We start from the raw sequence: 17,514 nt of genomic DNA, 5'->3' as shown, positions 1-17,514 counted from the left end.
GAAGTCACCTTGGCGATGGTAGGAAATGTTGGCTTGAAAACACTTGCCACGGTTATTCACCCCTATCCCACGCAAGCCGAAGCGATTCGCAAGGCAGCAGATGCTTATAACCGCACTCGTTTGACGCCGTTTGTGAAGAAGTTATTTTCTAATTGGTTGGCTTGGACGAGATAGCTGTTAATTTCACGTTCAAGTGCAAATTTCCCATGTAGGAGTCGATTTAGGTTTCGACGGCAAATGCTTCTGGGTCAACGTCCCAGTTTACCCAGCGAATCGCCTCTCTGGCTGACGTGAGGGTGGGTGGAACGCGCAGGACGTGAAGGTGGTTTGTGCTGGGACAGGTCATTTTCAGCAGATGGATGGGTTCGACATCAATATCTGCATTAATTTTGAGCAGGGTGTATTCGCGCCAGGTATCGATTGTTTGCGTCGCCAACTCCTGACAAATGCGATCGCAACCAATCTGCTGAATCAACACTCGCCGGACTTCCGCATTGGGTTCTGTCAGCAGCCATTGGGCTTGCCACTGGTTCAGGTGCGTCCAATAGCGGCGAGGAAGCTTAACATGAAAACAATAAACCGTCAGTTCTGGATTGGGATGGTTGGCTAACAGCGATAAATCTTGAATGGAATTGTCACTCAGATTGAGATATGTCAAGGAATGTAGTTGCCCGATCTCTGGTGGCAGGGATGCGAACTGGTTGGAACTCAGATAGAGTTTTGTCAAAGAATGTAGTTGCCCAATTTCTGCTGGCAGGGATGCCAGTTGGTTGAAGCTCAGATTGAGATATGTCAAGGAATGCAGTTGCCCGATCTCTGGTGGCAGGGATGCGAACTGGTTGTCACCCAAATCTAGCTCTCTCAAGGAATGCAGTTGCCCAATTTTTTCTGGTAGGGATGCAAGCTGGTTGCCTTCCAGATAGAGATATGTCAAGGAATGCAATTGCCCAATTTCTGCTGGCAAGGATGCCAGTTGGTTGTACTTCAAATCGAGATATGTCAAAGAATGCAGTTGCCCAATTTTTGCTGGTAGGGATGCAAGCTGGTTTAAGCTCAGATTGAGATATGTCAAGGAATGCAGTTGCCCAATCTCTGCTGGCAAGGATGCAAGCTGGTTTAAGCTCAGATTGAGTTTTGTCAAAGAATGTAGTTGCCCAATCTCTGCTGGCAAGGATGCAAGCTGGTTTAAGCTCAGATTGAGATATGTCAAAGAATGTAGTTGCCCAATCTCTGCTGGCAAGGATGCCAGTTGGTTGCCACTCAGATTGAGTTTTGTCAAAGAATGCAATTGCCCAATTTCTGCTGGTAGAGATGCGAGCTGTTTGCCTCCCAGAGAGAGTTCTGTTTCATCTAAAGAATTTAGAATTAGCTGTCGAACTTCTTCCATCTGCGACATCATTTCATCCTTTACCTAAGCGGCATTGGATAGGCTCAATTGGGTCGCCTATAACTGAAGCTGCGCCAATACTTCAGCAATTCGTGTCTCTATACACCTATCACCGGCTTAATTCCAACTAAGTCTCCACAGCAAACGCTTCCTGAAAAATCTAATTACTACTTGCCGGTGTCTCCCCCGCAATTCGCTTCGCTTCTTCCAAGAGATAATCAAAAAACGTGCGAGCGACAACGGAGAGTTGTTTGCCAGCCGGATAAGCGATATACCAATGACGGCTGATGGGAAAGCCCTCCACATCGAGGATAGTGAGTTCGCTGCTGACACCATCCAGCCCTAGGGTGTGGCGAGATAAGACAGAGATCCCTAAGCCACCTGCGATCGCTTGCTTGATCGCTTCATTACTCCCCAACTCCAACCGGACTTTCACCGCAACCTCATGCCGCTCGAATAAATTTTGCACCGATGAGCGCGTCCCCGATCCTGCCTCGCGCATAATAAACGGCTCACCCGTCAGACTAGAGAGAGGGATATTTTTTTGCTGAGCCAGTGGATGATTGATAGGTGCCAACACCACCAACGGGTTTTCTAGAAACGGGTGGCAGCGGATATCCAGATGATCTGGTATTTGGCTCAGAATATACAAATCGTCTAGATTCTCGCTCATACGGCTCAGAATCCGCTCGTGATTCGTCACCTGGAGGGCGATATCAATTCCCGGATAACGCTGGCAAAATGGCCCTAATAAACGCGGGATAAAATACTTCGTGGTTGTAATCACACTCAGCCGCAAATTTCCCTGTTTCAGCCCTTTCATTTCAGCCAGAGTCATCTCAAATTGAGCTAATCGCTCGAAGACTTCCCGGCACGTTACCATCAGTTCGCGTCCGGCGTCTGTAAGATAAAGGCGCTTGCCCACCTGCTCAAACAGCGGTGTCCCAACAGCCTTGGTGAGTTGCTTCACCTGCATAGAGACAGTAGGCTGGGTGAGAAATAGTTCTTCTGCCGCACGGGTAAAGCTCCCGTGGCGAGCAACCACCTCAAAAACCTTCAACTGGTGTAGCGTTGCCTGCTTCAAACGCCCTTCTCCTGCCAGTTATAGATAAAACTCTATTGTACCTATCGCAAATAATACCTTTTATCCATGAAGATTCAAGGTTATGATTGAATCACTGAACAAAGTAACAGTCTTCCTTCCTAAAGGCGTTGTACATTTACTTGATGCTTGGTTTGGGAAGTTATCATTCATTTTCATCCTGTGTTTTGCAGGCTGATTTCCCCCGAACATCAGAGTCATAAATGTGCAACGCTTTCCCTATGGCTGAAATTTTCAGCCTCTCTACTGAGTGCTACATTCACAATCTAAGATTTAAATTATTCTTGAACCTGAATTGGTAACTTGGCTAAATCTGGCAATTCCACCAGCTGTTTTTCCTGTTCCTTGATAGCGACTGGCAATTTCAGGGGTTGGGGTTTCTCCTCTATCCAACAAGCCGCCGCAGGCAGGCATTGCTCCAGGTCGTCCAACGGTCGAGGAATCACCATTAAAGAATTAAATTCCCCAATCCTCTCGGCTTCTTGCATCCCCGCTTCGACAGCCACGGCGACATCTGCCACGGAACCCCGAATAATCGCGGTACATAAACCACCGCCAATCGTTTCGTAGGAAGACAGATACACTTCTGCTGCTTTGAGCATGGCGTCACAAGCTCCAACCATCGCCGGAAAGCCCCGCGTTTCTAATAAACCAACTGCTTGATTGCTGAGACGGCTGTAACCGTTGTTATCGGTAAGTTGGGATAAGTGTTTCCCAAGCGGAAAAATGACTTCCAAATTTGGCAGGGGGCGAGGAATCACCGAAGAGGAAATATACTGACCAAACTGTTCGGCAGTCTGGGCACCCGCTTCGACGGCTAAACGGACATCGGCAATGCCACCTCGGACAATCGCAGTACAGTAACCACTACCAATTTTCTCAAACCCGATGAGCGTTACCCCAGCGGACTTCAGCATCATATCGGCACAGCCGATGATCGCAGGGAAACTCTGAGTCGAAACCATGCCCAAAGCAGTGTCTTTAAAGCTTTTGGATTGACTTTGCCGCTCAAATCGAGCCAGTCCTGGCTGTTGTACCTCCACCGATGACCTCCCAGAGAAACTATTCTTGCGCCTAACTTTAGTATGCCCACAGTCACAGATTAGTTGATAATTGCTAGTGCTGATAACTGCCAAAAGTCAAAACTATGAACTTTGAGTGTCTTTGGGGGGGTGGTTGGCGGATTTATAGTGAGGAAACAAAGTCGTCAGCAGCCGATTGAGGTTCGCTTGTCCATAGACTGGAGTCCCAGCGGTTGGAGATGACGGCGTTAGCTCGTTCGGGGTGTCTTCGCTGCTGGATGTGGAGAGAGTAGAAGCGATCGCTTGCCCATTTTGAGTTTCCTCGCCAGTGGATGCTGCGGGGACGTCCTCTTGGTTGACTTGCGGATCTAAAACAGCCTCGCTGGAAGCGGCAGTTGGGGCGTCGGCAGTTAGAGTGTCAGCAGTTGGAGTATCGGCAATTTGACGAGTGTTATCTCCGAACAGAGAACCCGGTGGCACGACTTGCCAAGACTCCACGTTACTGTTAAAAACCGTCGTCGTGGAACCGATGCAGGCATTCGCACCAATCTTGCTTTTGCCGACGACAAGGACGCCAGCTCCCAATACTGCCCCTGTTTCCACTTCTATGGTGCCTTCGTAGGCATGAAGAATGGTTCCCATGCCGATGCAGACACCCGCAGCAATGATAATTTTACTGTCTGGAGCTGCTTGCAGGATTGCTCCCGGAGCGATCGCAGCACCGTCATCAATGCTTACATCCCCTTTCACATAAACTTGAGAGTTGCCAAGTGGCGGCAGTAGCGGCAAGTGCATGGGGCTAGAAAGTAAGGAGTGGCGAAATAACTTTTGGCTGAAGGAACAAGAATTGAATTTTTCTTTTTTACCCTTCATCCCTGCTAAAGGATGAAGAATGAAATTTTTCATTCTTCATCCTTACATTCTTCATCCTTGTTCTAGCGGCTACCGCTCTTCGCTGGCTGTTGAATCAGCAACGGTTTGTTGACGCGACGCTTGGCTTTGGGGTCAATTCCAAAGAAGCGCACGTACTCTCCGGCGTGGCTAGCCATGCAAGCTTCCAAAGCAGCGATCGCTTCTACTTCCCGATTTGTTTCAATCGGAGAGCAAGTGTGCCAAGAACTGGTGCGGAAGCGGCGCTCATCGGCGTGTTCCGTGCCAATCTTGTAGCCTTGAGCCAATATATTTCGCACCTGCTCAATCGCTTCTGAATTTAACAGAGAACTGTTTTCAATCTGCGGAGCGCTAGCTGTTGAACTCTTAGCTGTTGAACTATTGCCTGGGGCAGTGTTGGCACCCTTCGCCGTAGGTGCGCCGTCGGGACGTTGGATAATTTGCTCTAGCACCCGTCGCTTGGCTTTAGAGTCAATGCCAATCAAGCGCACGTATTCCCCTGGGTGTTCGGCTACGATCGCTTCTAACGCTGCGATCGCTTCTGACGCTGACCGAGCTTCGATTGCCTTACCACTCGTCCAGGAACTGGTACGGAAGCGGCGTTCGTTCGCATATTCGGTACTAATCTTGTAGCCTTGATTCAGCAGGCTTTGCACTTGTTGTGCCAAGTCGCCGCCGAGCTGTACGCTAGCGGTGTTAGCCGGTGATTGAGCGCTACCGTTGTTAGATTTAGTGTTAGCAGTTTTAGTTGCTTTGGCTTGTGTGGGTGCCTGCCCGCCGGGACGTTGGATAATTTGCTCTAGCACCCGTCGCTTGGCTTTAGAGTCAATGCCAATCAAGCGCACGTATTCCCCTGGGTGTTCGGCTACGATCGCTTCTAACGCTGCGATCGCTTCCGAGGCTGACCGAGCTTCGATTGCTTTCCCACTTGTCCAGGAACTGGTGCGGAAGCGGCGTTCGTTCGCATATTCGGTACTAATCTTGTAGCCTTGATTCAGCAGGCTTTGCACTTGTTGTGCCAAGTCCCCACCCTGGAAGCTAGCGGTGTTAGCGGGTGATTGGGTGCTACCGTTATTAGATTTAGTGTTAGCAGTTTTAGTTGCTTTGGCTTGTGTGGGTGCCTGCCCGTCGGGACGTTGGATAATTTGCTCTAGCACCCGTCGCTTGGCTTTGGAGTCAATGCCAATTAAGCGCACGTATTCCCCTGGGTGTTCGGCTACGATTGCTTCTAAAGCTGCGATCGCTTCCGATGCCGACCGAGCTTCGATTGCTTTCCCACTCGTCCAGGAACTGGTGCGGAAGCGGCGTTCGTTCGCATATTCGGTACTAATCTTGTAGCCTTGATTCAGCAGGCTTTGCACTTGTTGTGCCAAGTCACCGCTAAAAGAGGCACTCGTCGAAGCTGGTGTAGCTGCACGGCGATCGCGCCCACCTTGGTTGGGTTGACTCATCTCATCCCGAATAGGTGTAATACACGCAGTATCTCCAGCACACAGATAGCCAGCTCTTAGTGCCTCATTAATCCCAACGACATGACGGCTAAAGTCGGTATCTTGTGCTTGCACATCCGATAGGCGGTCAGCTTGCTGCTGATTGGTAATCACCGCTCCCGAAGGTACATACTTTCCTGGAGGAATCTCTACATCCTGAATCAAGGCGTGCATCATCACAATGCAGCCTTTGCCCACCCTAGCGTTAAATACCGTAGAGCGGAAGCCAATAAAGCAATTATCCCCGACATAAGCCGGGCCGTGAATCAAAGACATATGGGTTAAGGAAGCATTCTTCCCGACCCACACCGAGTATTCCTGATTGTCATCCCCAACGACTCGACCTTGTTCCAAACCGTGAACCACGACACCATCTTGGATATTCGTGCCTTCGCCGATGTAGAATGGCGCTCCTTCATCAGCTCGGATCGAAGTTCCCGGTGCAATTAACACCTGAGGGCCAATCCGCACATCTCCAATAATGTTGGAAAAAGAATGCACGTAAGCGCTTGCGTCAATCTTCGGTTCCGCCAAACTTTTTGACCAAGGGGTCGGGGGAGCCGCAAAGCTGCGGGCTGCCATATCTCTAAACCTCACTAACTGAACAAAGTAACTAACGATATTGTTCTTTCTTGCTGTACAGGAGGCGATTGTCTACACTGACCGTGTCAATAATCGCCACCACCATCGCATCGAGAGGACGCTTTTCGCTGCCATCTACAATCCGGGCAGCACTCCCACGGCTGACCAAAACCCACTCATCTATACCAGCGCCTACCTGATCGCCAGCTACCTCGTATTGGGGTAGGATCTGCCCCTCTTCATCAATGAATTGCAACAGCAATAGCTTGACGCCTCGAAGGCCAGGCTCTTTATGGGTGCTAACAACCGTGCCACGAACTTTGGCAATTTGCATGATCGGTAATTGGGGAAAAAAGGAAACAAGGTAATTGGTAATTGGGAAAAAGGTCTTTTCCCATTACCGATGACCCATTACCCCTTACCCATGACCTAATCTTACGGCCTATTGAAAGGACGAATGCCACTAACACTTTCCCGGAATTGTTCAACAGCTTCCGTGTAACGAATGGGCAGAACGTACTCCAGGTTCTCGTGGGGACGCGCAATAATGTGAGTGGACAGTACTTGACCGCCATTCACTCGCTTTACGGAATCAACGCCCGCCGATACAGAAGCCTGTACTTCCGAGACATCTCCCCGAACGATCACGGTGACGCGACCGCTGCCAATTTTTTCATAACCCACTAGCGTGACGCGGGCAGCTTTTACCATCGCATCCGCAGCTTCCACAACGGCAGGAAAGCCTAGTGTTTCAATCATTCCAACTGCAATTGCCATCAGTTCTTCCTTCGCTTAATTTAAGTGTTTTGACTTGAAAATTTGGACTTTTCGGGGTTTCGAGTTGAGACGCGACCTAAAAATATCTAAGGGAACACCGCCACCGGAGCGCTGCTGGCGTCTTCACCCTCCTTACGTCCGGAACTGTTCGACAACTTCCGTGTATCGAATCGGTAGCACATACTCCAGGTTCTCATGAGGACGCGCAATGATGTGAGTGGACAGAACTTCTCCGCCATTCACGCGCTTGGCTGCATCCACTCCGGCGGATACTGACGCCTGCACCTCAGACACATCCCCCCGAACAATTACCGTTACCCGGGCACTGCCAATTTTTTCATAGCCTACCAGTGTAACTCGAGCCGCTTTAACCATCGCATCCGCAGCTTCTACAATCGCTGGAAAGCCCTTGGTCTCAATCATTCCAACCGCAATTGGCATTTATTATCTCCTACCTAGTGGGACCTACACTCGCCTTAATTTGTACTTCTTGTAAAATTTGGACGAGGACACCCATTCTTTCATCTCAAGAACTATCGCTTAGCCTCGCATCATTAAGCATAGAGAAGCGAGGCTTACTTGACAATATAAACTATTATGATATTTTTATATTAAAGAGTTTAAGAAAACTTAACGGTCGTCAAAATGGCGTTTCTGTTCAATAAAAGCTTATCCGTTTCTGGAATGCTTCCTTATGTTTTATAATTTCTTTATTACTTTTGAATAGTCTACAGGATTATCTCCTGTAAACCGCACTGGGGGGGATTTTCAAAAAAAAATGAAGACTTTCCTAGGGCTTAGTCCGTGTCAAAATTAGACACTAATAAGCTAAAGCTTTTCAAGGTATAAATTTTTCAAATTTGCTTTATAAACACAGGTATAGTAGGTAAACATACCGATGTTTTTAATAGCTATGAGGAGAGTTCAAGATGAGTATAAATAATTTTTGGAGTTCTCAAGTGTTAATTTACAGCAAAAAAACGTCATACTGAAAAAAAAATAAACCTATTAATCTGACGTTTACAAGATCGCCATAGTTTGCCTGGGAACTACTTCCGAGTGCCTCTTGGTGAGCAAGTCGATTGATGAAGAAAATAGCAAGGGCTTTCCTAATATGACAGAGTTTCTCACCCAGACAAGTTGGTGGGTGCCTTTCTATGGATTACTGGGGGCAGTTCTTACCCTGCCGTGGTCAACTGGATTTATTCGTCGGACAGGCCCACGCCCAGCAGCTTACTTTAACCTGTTGATGACTATCTTGGCGTTTGTACACGGCACGATTGTCTTCAGAAGTACCTGGAACCAAGAGCCGATAAAGCTTGTATTCCATTGGCTACAGGTGGCAGATTTAGATCTGACCGTTGCTTTGGATATCTCAGCCGTAAGTGTTGGGGCAATGGAGCTAGTGACGGGCTTAAGCCTCCTGGCGCAACTGTTTGCCTTGGGGTATATGGAGAAAGACTGGGCATTAGCTCGCTTCTTTGCCTTGATGGGATTTTTTGAAGGGGCGATGAGTGGCTTAGCCATTAGCGACTCTTTGTTTCTCACCTATGCCTTGTTGGAAGTGCTGACCCTTTCCACCTATTTACTGGTAGGGTTCTGGTATGCTCAGCCGCTAGTGGTGACAGCCGCGCGAGATGCCTTCCTAACCAAGCGGGTGGGAGACATCTTGCTATTGATGGGGGTGGTAGCGCTATCGACTGTAGCAGGAACCTTGGATTTTCCCGATTTATATGAGTGGGCGGAAACGGCTACCTTATCGCCATTAACATCCACGTTATTAGGATTGGCATTGATTGCTGGGCCGGTGGGAAAATGTGCCCAATTCCCGCTGCATCTTTGGCTAGATGAGGCGATGGAAGGGCCTAACCCGGCTTCAATCTTGCGAAACTCGGTCGTGGTGGCTTGTGGTGCTTATGTGCTGATTAAACTCCAGCCAATCTTAATCCTTTCCCCGGTGGCTTCGGCGACCTTGGTGGCGATTGGCACAATGACGGCGATTGGTGCTTCGTTGGTGGCGATCGCGCAAATTGATATTAAACGAGCTTTATCCCATTCCACCAGCGCTTACTTGGGTTTGGTGTTTATCGCCGTCGGGTTGCAATGGACGGGTTTTGCCCTGATGTTGCTGTTTGCCCACGCGATCGCCAAAGCGTTATTGTTCATGAGTATCGGTTCCATCATCATCACCACCAACAACCAAAACCTTACCGAAATGGGCGGTCTCTGGTCGCGGATGCCAGCAACCACCACTGCCTTTTTGGTCGGCAGCGCTGGATTAGTCGGACTCCTGCCCTTGGGAGGCTTTTGGGCACTGCGCCTGGGGATTGATGACTTTTTCACAAACCAACCCTGGCTGGTAGCAGTCTTGCTCTTAGTTAACTGCCTGACCGCCGTAAATTTAACTCGCGTGTTTCGTCTGGTTTTCTTAGGCGAACCCCAGGCAAAAACTCGCAGGGCACCAGAGGTTCCTTGGCCGATGGCTGTGCCGATGGTGTCTTTGATCGTAGTCACACTGCTCGTCCCTGTGATGATGCAGCGCTTGTCACTGCTGCCTGATTGGGAATATCTCAACCAACAAGCGTTGTTGCTACTGGTGGTTTCCGGCTTAATTGGCACAGTTCTAGGAAGCGTGATTTATCTACCCAGAACTTGGTCTAGATCCGTTCGGATTCCCTTCAGATTTCTGCAAGACTTGTTCGCCTACGACTTTTATATTGACCGACTTTACCGCGTGAGTGTGGTTTTTGCAGTTGACCGACTTTCGCGGTTAAATGCTTGGATCGATCGCTATGTAGTAGATGGATTCGTTAACTTGGTTGGCGTTGCCACAATTTTCAGCGGGCAAAGCTTAAAGTACAACGCTACAGGTCAGTCCCAGTTTTATTTACTCACCATCCTCGTAGGATTAAGCGTTTTAAGCATTCTCATACTCTGGCCCATTTTAAGTGTTTTGAGTTCCGAGTTGTCCTTAGGTAATTGGTAAGAGGGAATGGGTAATGGAATCCCCAATCCATTCCCTCTTACCCTTACGACCAACTACCAACTACCAATTAAAAATTACCCGTTCCCTAGTATGCTCAGTGCTTTGATTTGGTTGCCGGTAATAGGCGCTGCGATAATCGGGTTTCTGCCCGGAACCATGAACCCGCAAGTCCCCCGGAAAGTGGCTCTGGCTGTTATTAGTGGTGTCTTTATCTGGTCTATTTTCCTAGTGAGCCAGTTTCAATATACAGAGGGACTGTTACAGTTTTCTGAGTTTATCCCTTGGATTGACACCTTAGGATTGACCTACCATCTCGGTGTGGATGGCTTGTCTTTGCCTTTGCTCGTTTTAAATAGTCTTTTAACAGGAATAGCGCTTTACAGCACGAATGACTCTATTCAGAGACCTCGGTTCTATTACGCTCTAATTTTATTGTTGAATGGGGCTGTCTCTGGTGCCTTTTTAGCGCAGGATTTGCTGTTGTTTTTCCTCTTTTATGAGGTAGAACTAATTCCGCTATATCTGTTGATTGCTATCTGGGGAGGACAACGGCGAGGCTACGCAGCCACAAAGTTTCTTATTTATACGGCAGTCTCTGGAATTCTAATTTTGGCATCTTTCTTTGGGTTAGTGCTACTCAGTGGTGCCTCGACGTTTGAATTTGAAAAATTGTATGCCCTGTCCCTACCCTTGGGAACACAATTTCTGCTGTTGGCAGGAATTTTGGTAGGCTTTGGCATCAAAATTCCTTTAGTTCCCTTCCACACCTGGTTGCCGGATGCTCACGTAGAAGCCTCAACGCCCGTTTCCGTCCTGTTGGCTGGTGTGTTGTTGAAGTTAGGAACCTATGGGTTACTGCGGTTTGGATTGGGTTTGTTTCCCGAAGCGTGGGCGGTTGTGGCACCTTGGTTGGCGACTTGGGCGGTCGTGAGCGCGTTGTATGGTGCATTCAATGCGATCGCTCAAAAAGATATGAAAAAAATGGTGGCTTATAGCTCCATTGCTCACATGAGTTACATCCTATTAGCCGCCGCCGCCGCCACCCCCCTAAGCCTGATGGGAGCCGTCTTCCAAATGATTGCCCACGGCTTAATTTCATCGCTCCTGTTTCTGGTGGTAGGTGTCGTTTACAACAAGACAGGCACCCGCGATATAGAAACTCTCAAGGGTTTGCTCAATCCAGAACGCGGCTTGCCCCTAATTGGTAGCTTGATGATAGTAGGGGTCATGGCAAGTTCCGGGATTCCCGGCATGGTAGGTTTTATTTCAGAATTTTTGGTATTCCGGGGCAGTTTCCCCGTGTTTCCGGTTCAAACCCTCCTGTGTCTGGTGGGAACAGGTTTAACCGCCGTGTACTTTTTGCTTTTGGTTAACCGCGCCTTTTTCGGACGCCTGTCTGAAAAAGCTATGAATTTGCCACCCGTCCAGTGGAGCGATCGCTACCCGGCGATGCTTTTAGCAGTTCTGATTGTCATCCTGGGAATACAGCCTAACTGGATGGTGCGTTGGAGTGAATCCACGATGACAGCCATGCTCAACCGATCGAGTATGGTCGCGGAAGTTTCTCCGATTGCTAAATCGGTGGATATCAAAACCGAATAGACCGAATACCCCAACCTTCTTCCCGACCAGGGAAGCGGGAAAATGACTCCTCTCCCCTCTTAGGGAAGGAGTCGGGGGAGTCAATCAGCAGGCAGTTCTGAAAATATTTCCTCTTTTAATTTTTTCATACACATTTTACGGTTACGAATAAGTCTCATGCCAAGCACCGCTTTAAAATTCTCAAATCACCCTCTAGCCGCGTATATTAACCGGCTGCAATCTGGAAAAGCTTTACTTGAGGATACGCCAGAGAATGTATTAGAAGTTGTCGGCATTCTCAAAAGCTATGGAATCGTCCTGGATGCTTATTATAAAAATCTCCTCTACATTGCCGATCATCAATTCTTAGTGCTGTTTCCCTTCTTTAAATACTTCAATGGCGAGATTACTTTTAAGAAGTTGCTGCGCCATTGGTGGCACGACCGGATTAATTATGAGTACGCCGAGTACGTGATGAAGGTGATGCTATGGCACGGTGGCGGTAGTATGGATGCTTACTTAGATTCACCGGAGTTCTACCAGCACGCGAGAACCGCAATCGAAGCCAAAATTAAAACAAACTTGCCCATTAGAGGTCTGGACAAACTGTTTCCAGAGTTTTTGCTCGAACAAGTCCGTCAGCAAGTTTATTACAGCGCTCTCGGTCAATTCTGGGAGGTGATGAGCGAAATGTTTCTCACCTTATCTGACCGCTATGACCGAGGAGAAATCAAATCAATCCCTGATGTGGTAGAACATATCCTGGCGGGTTTGGTCGCAGCGGCGGCTTCGCCAATTACTTACTCAGTAAAAATTCAAGACAAGGTTTATGACATCATTCCCAAATCAGCTGGGTTAACCTTTTTACCTGATGTCGCTGTGCCCTATGTGGAAACGATTTTCTTTAGAGGGACGCCTTTCTTAGGAACGGTTTCCTATAATGCCCAGGCTCAGCAAATTTCTCCCGATCAAAGTAGATTTGAATACGGCGCTCTCTATGCCGATCCACTGCCGGTTGGCGGTGCTGGAATTCCACCGACGCAACTGATGCAAGATATGCGTCATTTTATACCCGAATATTTATACGAGTTATACCGTCGCAGCCTTCGGGGAGAAGATGATTTGCGGGTGCAAATTTGCATCAGTTTCCAAAAGTCGATGTTTTGCGTGACGACTGCTGCAATTTTGGGACTGGCACCCCACCCCATTGACACCACCGATCCCTCTGAGCAAGCAGCGAATCAAGCTTATTTAGCGAAATGGATGGATCGGTTTATCACCTCGCGCTTAAATGACGTGAATGTTTAAAGAGTCGATTACTGGTTAATGTTGATTTGAGAAGTAGGGGCATGGTAGTTTCATGCCCTTACAGATATTTAAAACACGATCGACACAGCACTCAATTCACTCTTCGTTTTTGAAAACTTGTGTCGCGAGCAAAGCTAAGGCAACGGTACTAGCGATCGCACCCAACTGGAGAGCCGGATTCTTAGCCAGCCAGTCAGTAAAGCTCGGTATCACCAGATTGCTAAAATCTCCATCCACTCTAGTATCGTCGAGGACAGGCTCATAAAGGTTGTTGCGATCGCTTGGGGACTTCGGCTCATTGGTTCGTTGGGCTTGGAAGCCGATGAGTAGCAACAAGGTATCTGCCAGTTCCGGCGAGAGCCGCTGTAGTGCATCTAGCGCTCTCGCTGCATCCCCAACTAAGTAATCACGAGTGGGATGTTCGGCAACATGGAGGATTGCGTCTACGACCAGCCTAGGGTCGTAATAGGGCGGTATCCCTGACGGCTTCACGCCTAGCTTGGTGAGACCATTGTTCCAAAAAGGTGTATTGATGACCGCTGGTTTTACACTCGTCACGCTGATGGGGATGCCCTCATGTTGTAGCTCGACGCGCATTGCTTCGAGGAATCCCTCAATCCCATGCTTGGCTGCGGAGTATGCACTTTGATAAGGGAGACTTCGCACGCCCTCCATTGAAGAAATGTGGATTAGCGCCCCCCGTCCCTCTCGCTTGAGATGGGGTAGCGCCGCCATTGCACCGTATACCTGCCCCATCAAGCTAACATCAATAACGCGCTTAAACTCTTCTGGTGTGGTGTTGTCGAATGTGGCAAAGATGCCCACGGCAGGGAGGTGTACCCAGGTATCGAGCCGCCCGTATACCTCTACGGTACGATCTGCGATCGCCTTCACCTGCTCGAATTCTGACACATCAGCTACCAGAGCCGTTACTTCACCACCAAGGCTACGAATCTCGTCCATCAAGGATGCTAGCTTCGACTCACTACGAGCTGAGACAACTAACTTTGCCCCTTTCTTGGCGAACTGAAGGGCTGTCTCGCGCCCGATGCCGCTGCTCGCCCCAACGACGGCAACAACCTGCTGATTGATTGGTTTTAGTTGCATTAATGCTACTCCTTAAAGTTTTTATGCAAAAAAATTCACCTTAAAGGTAAAGCTTTTCTAGAACGTTTGGTTTAATTGGAATCTACAAAATCAACTTTTCAATAATTACATCATACTAAGCAATAGAGAAACAAACATTGTACTTAAGCAGAGTTAAAAGCGCTCTGGATATTGTAAAAATCAAAAATTAGGATCTTGCCTGATTCCTCATCAGTTAAAAGGGGCATATTGTAAGCCGCGAGCGCTTGCTCAATCTACTGATAACTATTCAGACAAATTTATGTGCTTCTAAGCAGAATAATTACTATGCCTTCACTCAACTTCTACCCAAAGCATGGTTTAGCATTAAGCTACGAAGTGCCCGTAGATACATAGAGCTTTAAATTCACGATGAATAAAGTTTTTTATTTGCAGGAATAATAAATTTTCATCCTATTTGTGGATTTTGCTAGTCTCATCTTTAGATATGTTGCATTTATAGGTATTCGCAGGATTCACATAAAGCATTATGGCTGATAAAACTAGAAAAGCAGACAACGAAGGCAATACACGCAAACAAGGAAATCTTTCAGATATACCCATTGAAGATACTGACCTAGTTTCAGATATCCCCGTAGAAGATACTGGCGAACCAATTATTTCAGATTTACCCCAGGCAATTACTGAATCCTTGGGAACGGGTGTTGCCCAAGAGCCAGGGCTAGAAATTGGTGGGCGAACCATGCGCGATCGCATGGAGCAGTACACATCGGCTGGCCCAGAACTAACCGGCGGTGATATCGATGCTCGTTGGGATCAGGCGGAAGCGGTTGGTGACGAAGCAGTAGGGGGAACTGTTGCTACTCCGGATCAGAATGTTGTTGACGAACTGGGAGTTGCTGTTGGGCTTGATTATGACGACGGCGTATCTCTTCAGACAAACGAGATTTTGGAGTCACGCGACGCTGGTCGATGGGAGTTAGACCCCATGTCTGCGGAAGATTATCCGGAGCATTGAGTATTGTGTGGAGCGCGATCGCATTTTCAGTGAGATTCCAGTAAACCCTTGCAATCAGGGAACTCCCAGAAAAAAATTATCAATCTAGATTAATCCTAACTAAGAGCAGTTTATGGCAACCCCAGATCCCGACACCAAACCAATAGACCTAGAAATCACTGGAAACATTGATACACCAGATACACCATCGATGCCAGCTCCAGATGCCTATGTTAATTTAGGCGATTCGGCAAGCAACCCGCTAATTATTTCGCCACTGTCGGAAGAAGCAGAAGCAACGGACTACCAGGAAGAGACTGAAGATGCCGAACGCTCAACAGCAGCTAGTGAGGGAGAGTGACTTCTGTTGGCAGGGTTCGCAGGGCGATCGCTCCGAGTACAACAACACTTGCGATCGCGCCCCACTTGAAAGCGGGATTTTTATCCAGCCAGTCGGTAAGGCTCGGTATCGCTAAGTTGCTAAAATCTCCCTTAACTCGGTCATGGGCTGGGATAGATTCATAAAGATTGCTTGGCGCATCGTCTGACTTTGGCTCGTCGGTGCGCTGGAGTTTAAAGGCAACACGCTGCAATATGGCATCTACCAGTCCAGGCGAAAGCCGTTGAAGCAAATCTAGCGTTCTAGCCGCATCCCCAACCAGGAAGTCACGAGTTGGATGTTCAGCAACGTAGAGAACCGCGTCAGCGACCAAGCTGGGTTCGTAGAAAGGCGGTAGGCTGGCTGGCTTCACACCTAGCCTGGTGAGCGCATTGTTGTACAGAGGTGTGTTGACGGCGGCGGGTTTGACACTCGTGACGCTGATGGGGATTTTCTCATGTTGCAGTTCGACGCGCAGGGCTTCGATGAATCCCTCCATACCGTGCTTTGCCGTGCAGTAGGAACTCTGAAGCGGGAGACTTCGCCTGCCCAAGACGGAAGAGAGATGGATCAGCGCCCCTCGCCCCTCACGCTTGAGATGGGGAAGCGCCGCCATCGCACCGTATGCCTGCCCGACCAATCCGACATCAATAACGCGCTTAAACTCTTCGGGTGTTGTCTTATCGAAGGCGGCATAGACGGCAATCGCGGGGCAATGTACCCAGGTATCGAGTCGTCCGTACACCTCTACAGTACGGTCTGCGATCGCTTTCACCTGCTCGAATACTGTCACATCGGCGACGATAGCAGTTGCCTCACCACCAAAGCCCCGAATCTCTTCTACCAAGGATGCTAGCTTTGATTCACTGCGAGCGGAAACTACCACCTTTGCCCCTTTCTTGGCAAATTGGAGGGCTGTTTCCCGCCCGATGCCGCTGCTCGCTCCCACGACTGCAACGACCTGCTGATTAATTGGCTTCAGTTGCATCAATGCTACTCCTTAAAGTCCTCATTAAAAATTCTTCACCCGTGGAGGTGAAGTCAATCTACAAACGTTTGATTTAATTGAAATCTACGAGTTCAACTTCTACCCAATAAATAAGCCAGAGCAAGCGTGCCTACATCAGCCGCAGGGTTGACAGTTGTCTAAGCACCTACTCCAGCGAGAAACTGGCTCAACTGGGCACTGAACATTTCCGGGCGTTCGACATGGGGTAAGTGACCGCAATCGGGGATTAAGGCGAGGTGTCCTTGCTTTAGGCGGCTAACCGCGTCGTGAGCTTGCTCTTTCGGCAGAACCACATCCTCCGTCCCCCACACGACAAGAGTCGGCATCGGTAACTGCCCTAGAGAGTCGAGAAATACTTGATGCTGTCCGAATACATTCAGTTGGGCGCGCAGCGAGGTCAGAGTAGCTTGAAGAAAACCGGGCATCTGAGACATTCGCTCTTGCTCTGCTATCCACACAGCGGGAGCCTGCGCGGGGTGAGCGAAAAACAGCGTCGCCCGTAACCAAGAGCGCATCTTAGCACCAGGAGGCGTTTGGCACCCAACGATCATCACATCCCCATACCCAGGTAAAGTTAACTGGGACAGTAACGGGGTGACTGCGTAACCAAGTCCGGAACTATCTACCAGCACCAAAGCTGCGACTTGTTCGGGACGGGATAGGGCAAAGCGTAACGCAACTTGACCGCCTAGGGAGTTGCCCACTAGCACCGCCCGCTCAATTCCCAGCGCGTCAAGAAAATCGACCAAGAACTGCTTAAGAAACTCTGGCGTGTACTCAAGGGATGGTTTGGCACTATCACCGAAACCGGGAAAGTCCGGCGCATAGACGCGATAGGTAGCTCCCAGGTTGGGAAGCACCCAAGACCAATCAAGAGCGCTGGCACTATCTCCATGTAGCAGCACTAACGGTAGACC

The 17,514-nt window shown here is 48.8% G+C and carries 16 protein-coding genes and 1 pseudogene; 6 read left to right on the top strand and 11 right to left on the bottom strand.

Features of this window, described 5'->3' with window-relative positions; all coding sequences use genetic code 11:
• Nucleotides 1–174 (top strand): annotated as a pseudogene (locus H6F50_RS26870) (FAD-containing oxidoreductase); the annotation flags it as partial.
• A 46-nt stretch (nucleotides 175–220) separates the two neighbouring features.
• Here H6F50_RS26870 and H6F50_RS02825 read toward each other — a convergent pair.
• From H6F50_RS02825 to H6F50_RS02790, 8 genes are all read right to left on the bottom strand, one after another.
• Nucleotides 221–1,399: a leucine-rich repeat domain-containing protein gene (locus tag H6F50_RS02825; RefSeq protein WP_190426092.1), complete on the bottom strand. Its 1,179-nt coding sequence runs from the start codon at nucleotides 1,397–1,399 to the stop codon at nucleotides 221–223.
• A 148-nt stretch (nucleotides 1,400–1,547) separates the two neighbouring features.
• Nucleotides 1,548–2,471, bottom strand: coding sequence for a LysR family transcriptional regulator (locus H6F50_RS02820; protein WP_190412145.1), 924 nt, complete (start codon nucleotides 2,469–2,471; stop codon nucleotides 1,548–1,550).
• 296 nt (nucleotides 2,472–2,767) lie between these two features.
• Nucleotides 2,768–3,532: a BMC domain-containing protein gene (locus H6F50_RS02815; protein WP_347275941.1), complete on the bottom strand. Its 765-nt coding sequence runs from the start codon at nucleotides 3,530–3,532 to the stop codon at nucleotides 2,768–2,770.
• A gap of 102 nt (nucleotides 3,533–3,634) precedes the next feature.
• Nucleotides 3,635–4,417, bottom strand: a complete 783-nt coding sequence (locus H6F50_RS02810; RefSeq protein WP_242028873.1) for a carbon dioxide concentrating mechanism protein — start codon at nucleotides 4,415–4,417, stop codon at nucleotides 3,635–3,637.
• Nucleotides 4,418–4,446: 29 nt separating this feature from the next.
• Entirely contained in the window at nucleotides 4,447–6,474 is a 2,028-nt protein-coding gene (locus H6F50_RS02805; RefSeq protein ID WP_190426090.1) for a ribulose bisphosphate carboxylase small subunit, read from the bottom strand.
• Nucleotides 6,475–6,505: 31 nt separating this feature from the next.
• Nucleotides 6,506–6,808, bottom strand: a complete 303-nt coding sequence (locus H6F50_RS02800) for a EutN/CcmL family microcompartment protein (protein ID WP_190412143.1) — start codon at nucleotides 6,806–6,808, stop codon at nucleotides 6,506–6,508.
• A gap of 101 nt (nucleotides 6,809–6,909) precedes the next feature.
• Nucleotides 6,910–7,251: a BMC domain-containing protein gene (locus H6F50_RS02795; RefSeq protein ID WP_190412142.1), complete on the bottom strand. Its 342-nt coding sequence runs from the start codon at nucleotides 7,249–7,251 to the stop codon at nucleotides 6,910–6,912.
• Between the two features lie 132 nt (nucleotides 7,252–7,383).
• Entirely contained in the window at nucleotides 7,384–7,692 is a 309-nt protein-coding gene (locus H6F50_RS02790; RefSeq protein ID WP_190412141.1) for a carbon dioxide-concentrating mechanism protein CcmK, read from the bottom strand.
• 673 nt (nucleotides 7,693–8,365) lie between these two features.
• Here H6F50_RS02790 and H6F50_RS02785 point away from each other — a divergent pair.
• From H6F50_RS02785 to H6F50_RS02775, 3 genes are all read left to right on the top strand, one after another.
• On the top strand, nucleotides 8,366–10,237 hold the full coding sequence (locus H6F50_RS02785) for an NAD(P)H-quinone oxidoreductase subunit F (protein ID WP_190426095.1): 1,872 nt from the start codon (nucleotides 8,366–8,368) through the stop codon (nucleotides 10,235–10,237).
• Between the two features lie 90 nt (nucleotides 10,238–10,327).
• On the top strand, nucleotides 10,328–11,839 hold the full coding sequence (locus H6F50_RS02780) for an NADH-quinone oxidoreductase subunit M (RefSeq protein WP_190412282.1): 1,512 nt from the start codon (nucleotides 10,328–10,330) through the stop codon (nucleotides 11,837–11,839).
• 156 nt (nucleotides 11,840–11,995) lie between these two features.
• A complete protein-coding gene (locus H6F50_RS02775; protein ID WP_190426087.1) occupies nucleotides 11,996–13,126 on the top strand; it encodes a CO2 hydration protein in 1,131 nt (376 codons plus the stop codon).
• 96 nt (nucleotides 13,127–13,222) lie between these two features.
• Here the strand turns inward: H6F50_RS02775 and H6F50_RS02770 are convergent, their stop codons facing one another.
• Nucleotides 13,223–14,233 carry an SDR family oxidoreductase gene (locus H6F50_RS02770; protein ID WP_190426085.1) on the bottom strand — a complete coding sequence of 337 codons (1,011 nt, stop codon included), beginning with the start codon at nucleotides 14,231–14,233 and terminating at the stop codon, nucleotides 13,223–13,225.
• 508 nt (nucleotides 14,234–14,741) lie between these two features.
• Here H6F50_RS02770 and H6F50_RS02765 point away from each other — a divergent pair.
• On the top strand, nucleotides 14,742–15,230 hold the full coding sequence (locus H6F50_RS02765; RefSeq protein ID WP_190426083.1) for a DUF6335 family protein: 489 nt from the start codon (nucleotides 14,742–14,744) through the stop codon (nucleotides 15,228–15,230).
• Between the two features lie 112 nt (nucleotides 15,231–15,342).
• Nucleotides 15,343–15,570 carry a hypothetical protein gene (locus H6F50_RS02760; protein WP_190426079.1) on the top strand — a complete coding sequence of 76 codons (228 nt, stop codon included), beginning with the start codon at nucleotides 15,343–15,345 and terminating at the stop codon, nucleotides 15,568–15,570.
• Here H6F50_RS02760 and H6F50_RS02755 read toward each other — a convergent pair.
• Nucleotides 15,554–16,576: an SDR family oxidoreductase gene (locus H6F50_RS02755; RefSeq protein ID WP_190426076.1), complete on the bottom strand. Its 1,023-nt coding sequence runs from the start codon at nucleotides 16,574–16,576 to the stop codon at nucleotides 15,554–15,556. The two genes, H6F50_RS02760 and H6F50_RS02755, sit on opposite strands and share 17 nt — an antisense overlap.
• Before the next feature lie 158 nt (nucleotides 16,577–16,734).
• Nucleotides 16,735–17,514 (bottom strand): alpha/beta fold hydrolase (locus tag H6F50_RS02750; RefSeq protein WP_190426073.1); only part of this gene is annotated, 780 nt, incomplete at its 5' end.

The organism is Coleofasciculus sp. FACHB-712, assembly GCF_014695635.1.
Taxonomy (GTDB): domain Bacteria; phylum Cyanobacteriota; class Cyanobacteriia; order Cyanobacteriales; family FACHB-T130; genus FACHB-T130.
Note: the sequence above shows the minus strand (reverse complement) of the source record. Positions and strands in the feature narration are given on the sequence as shown.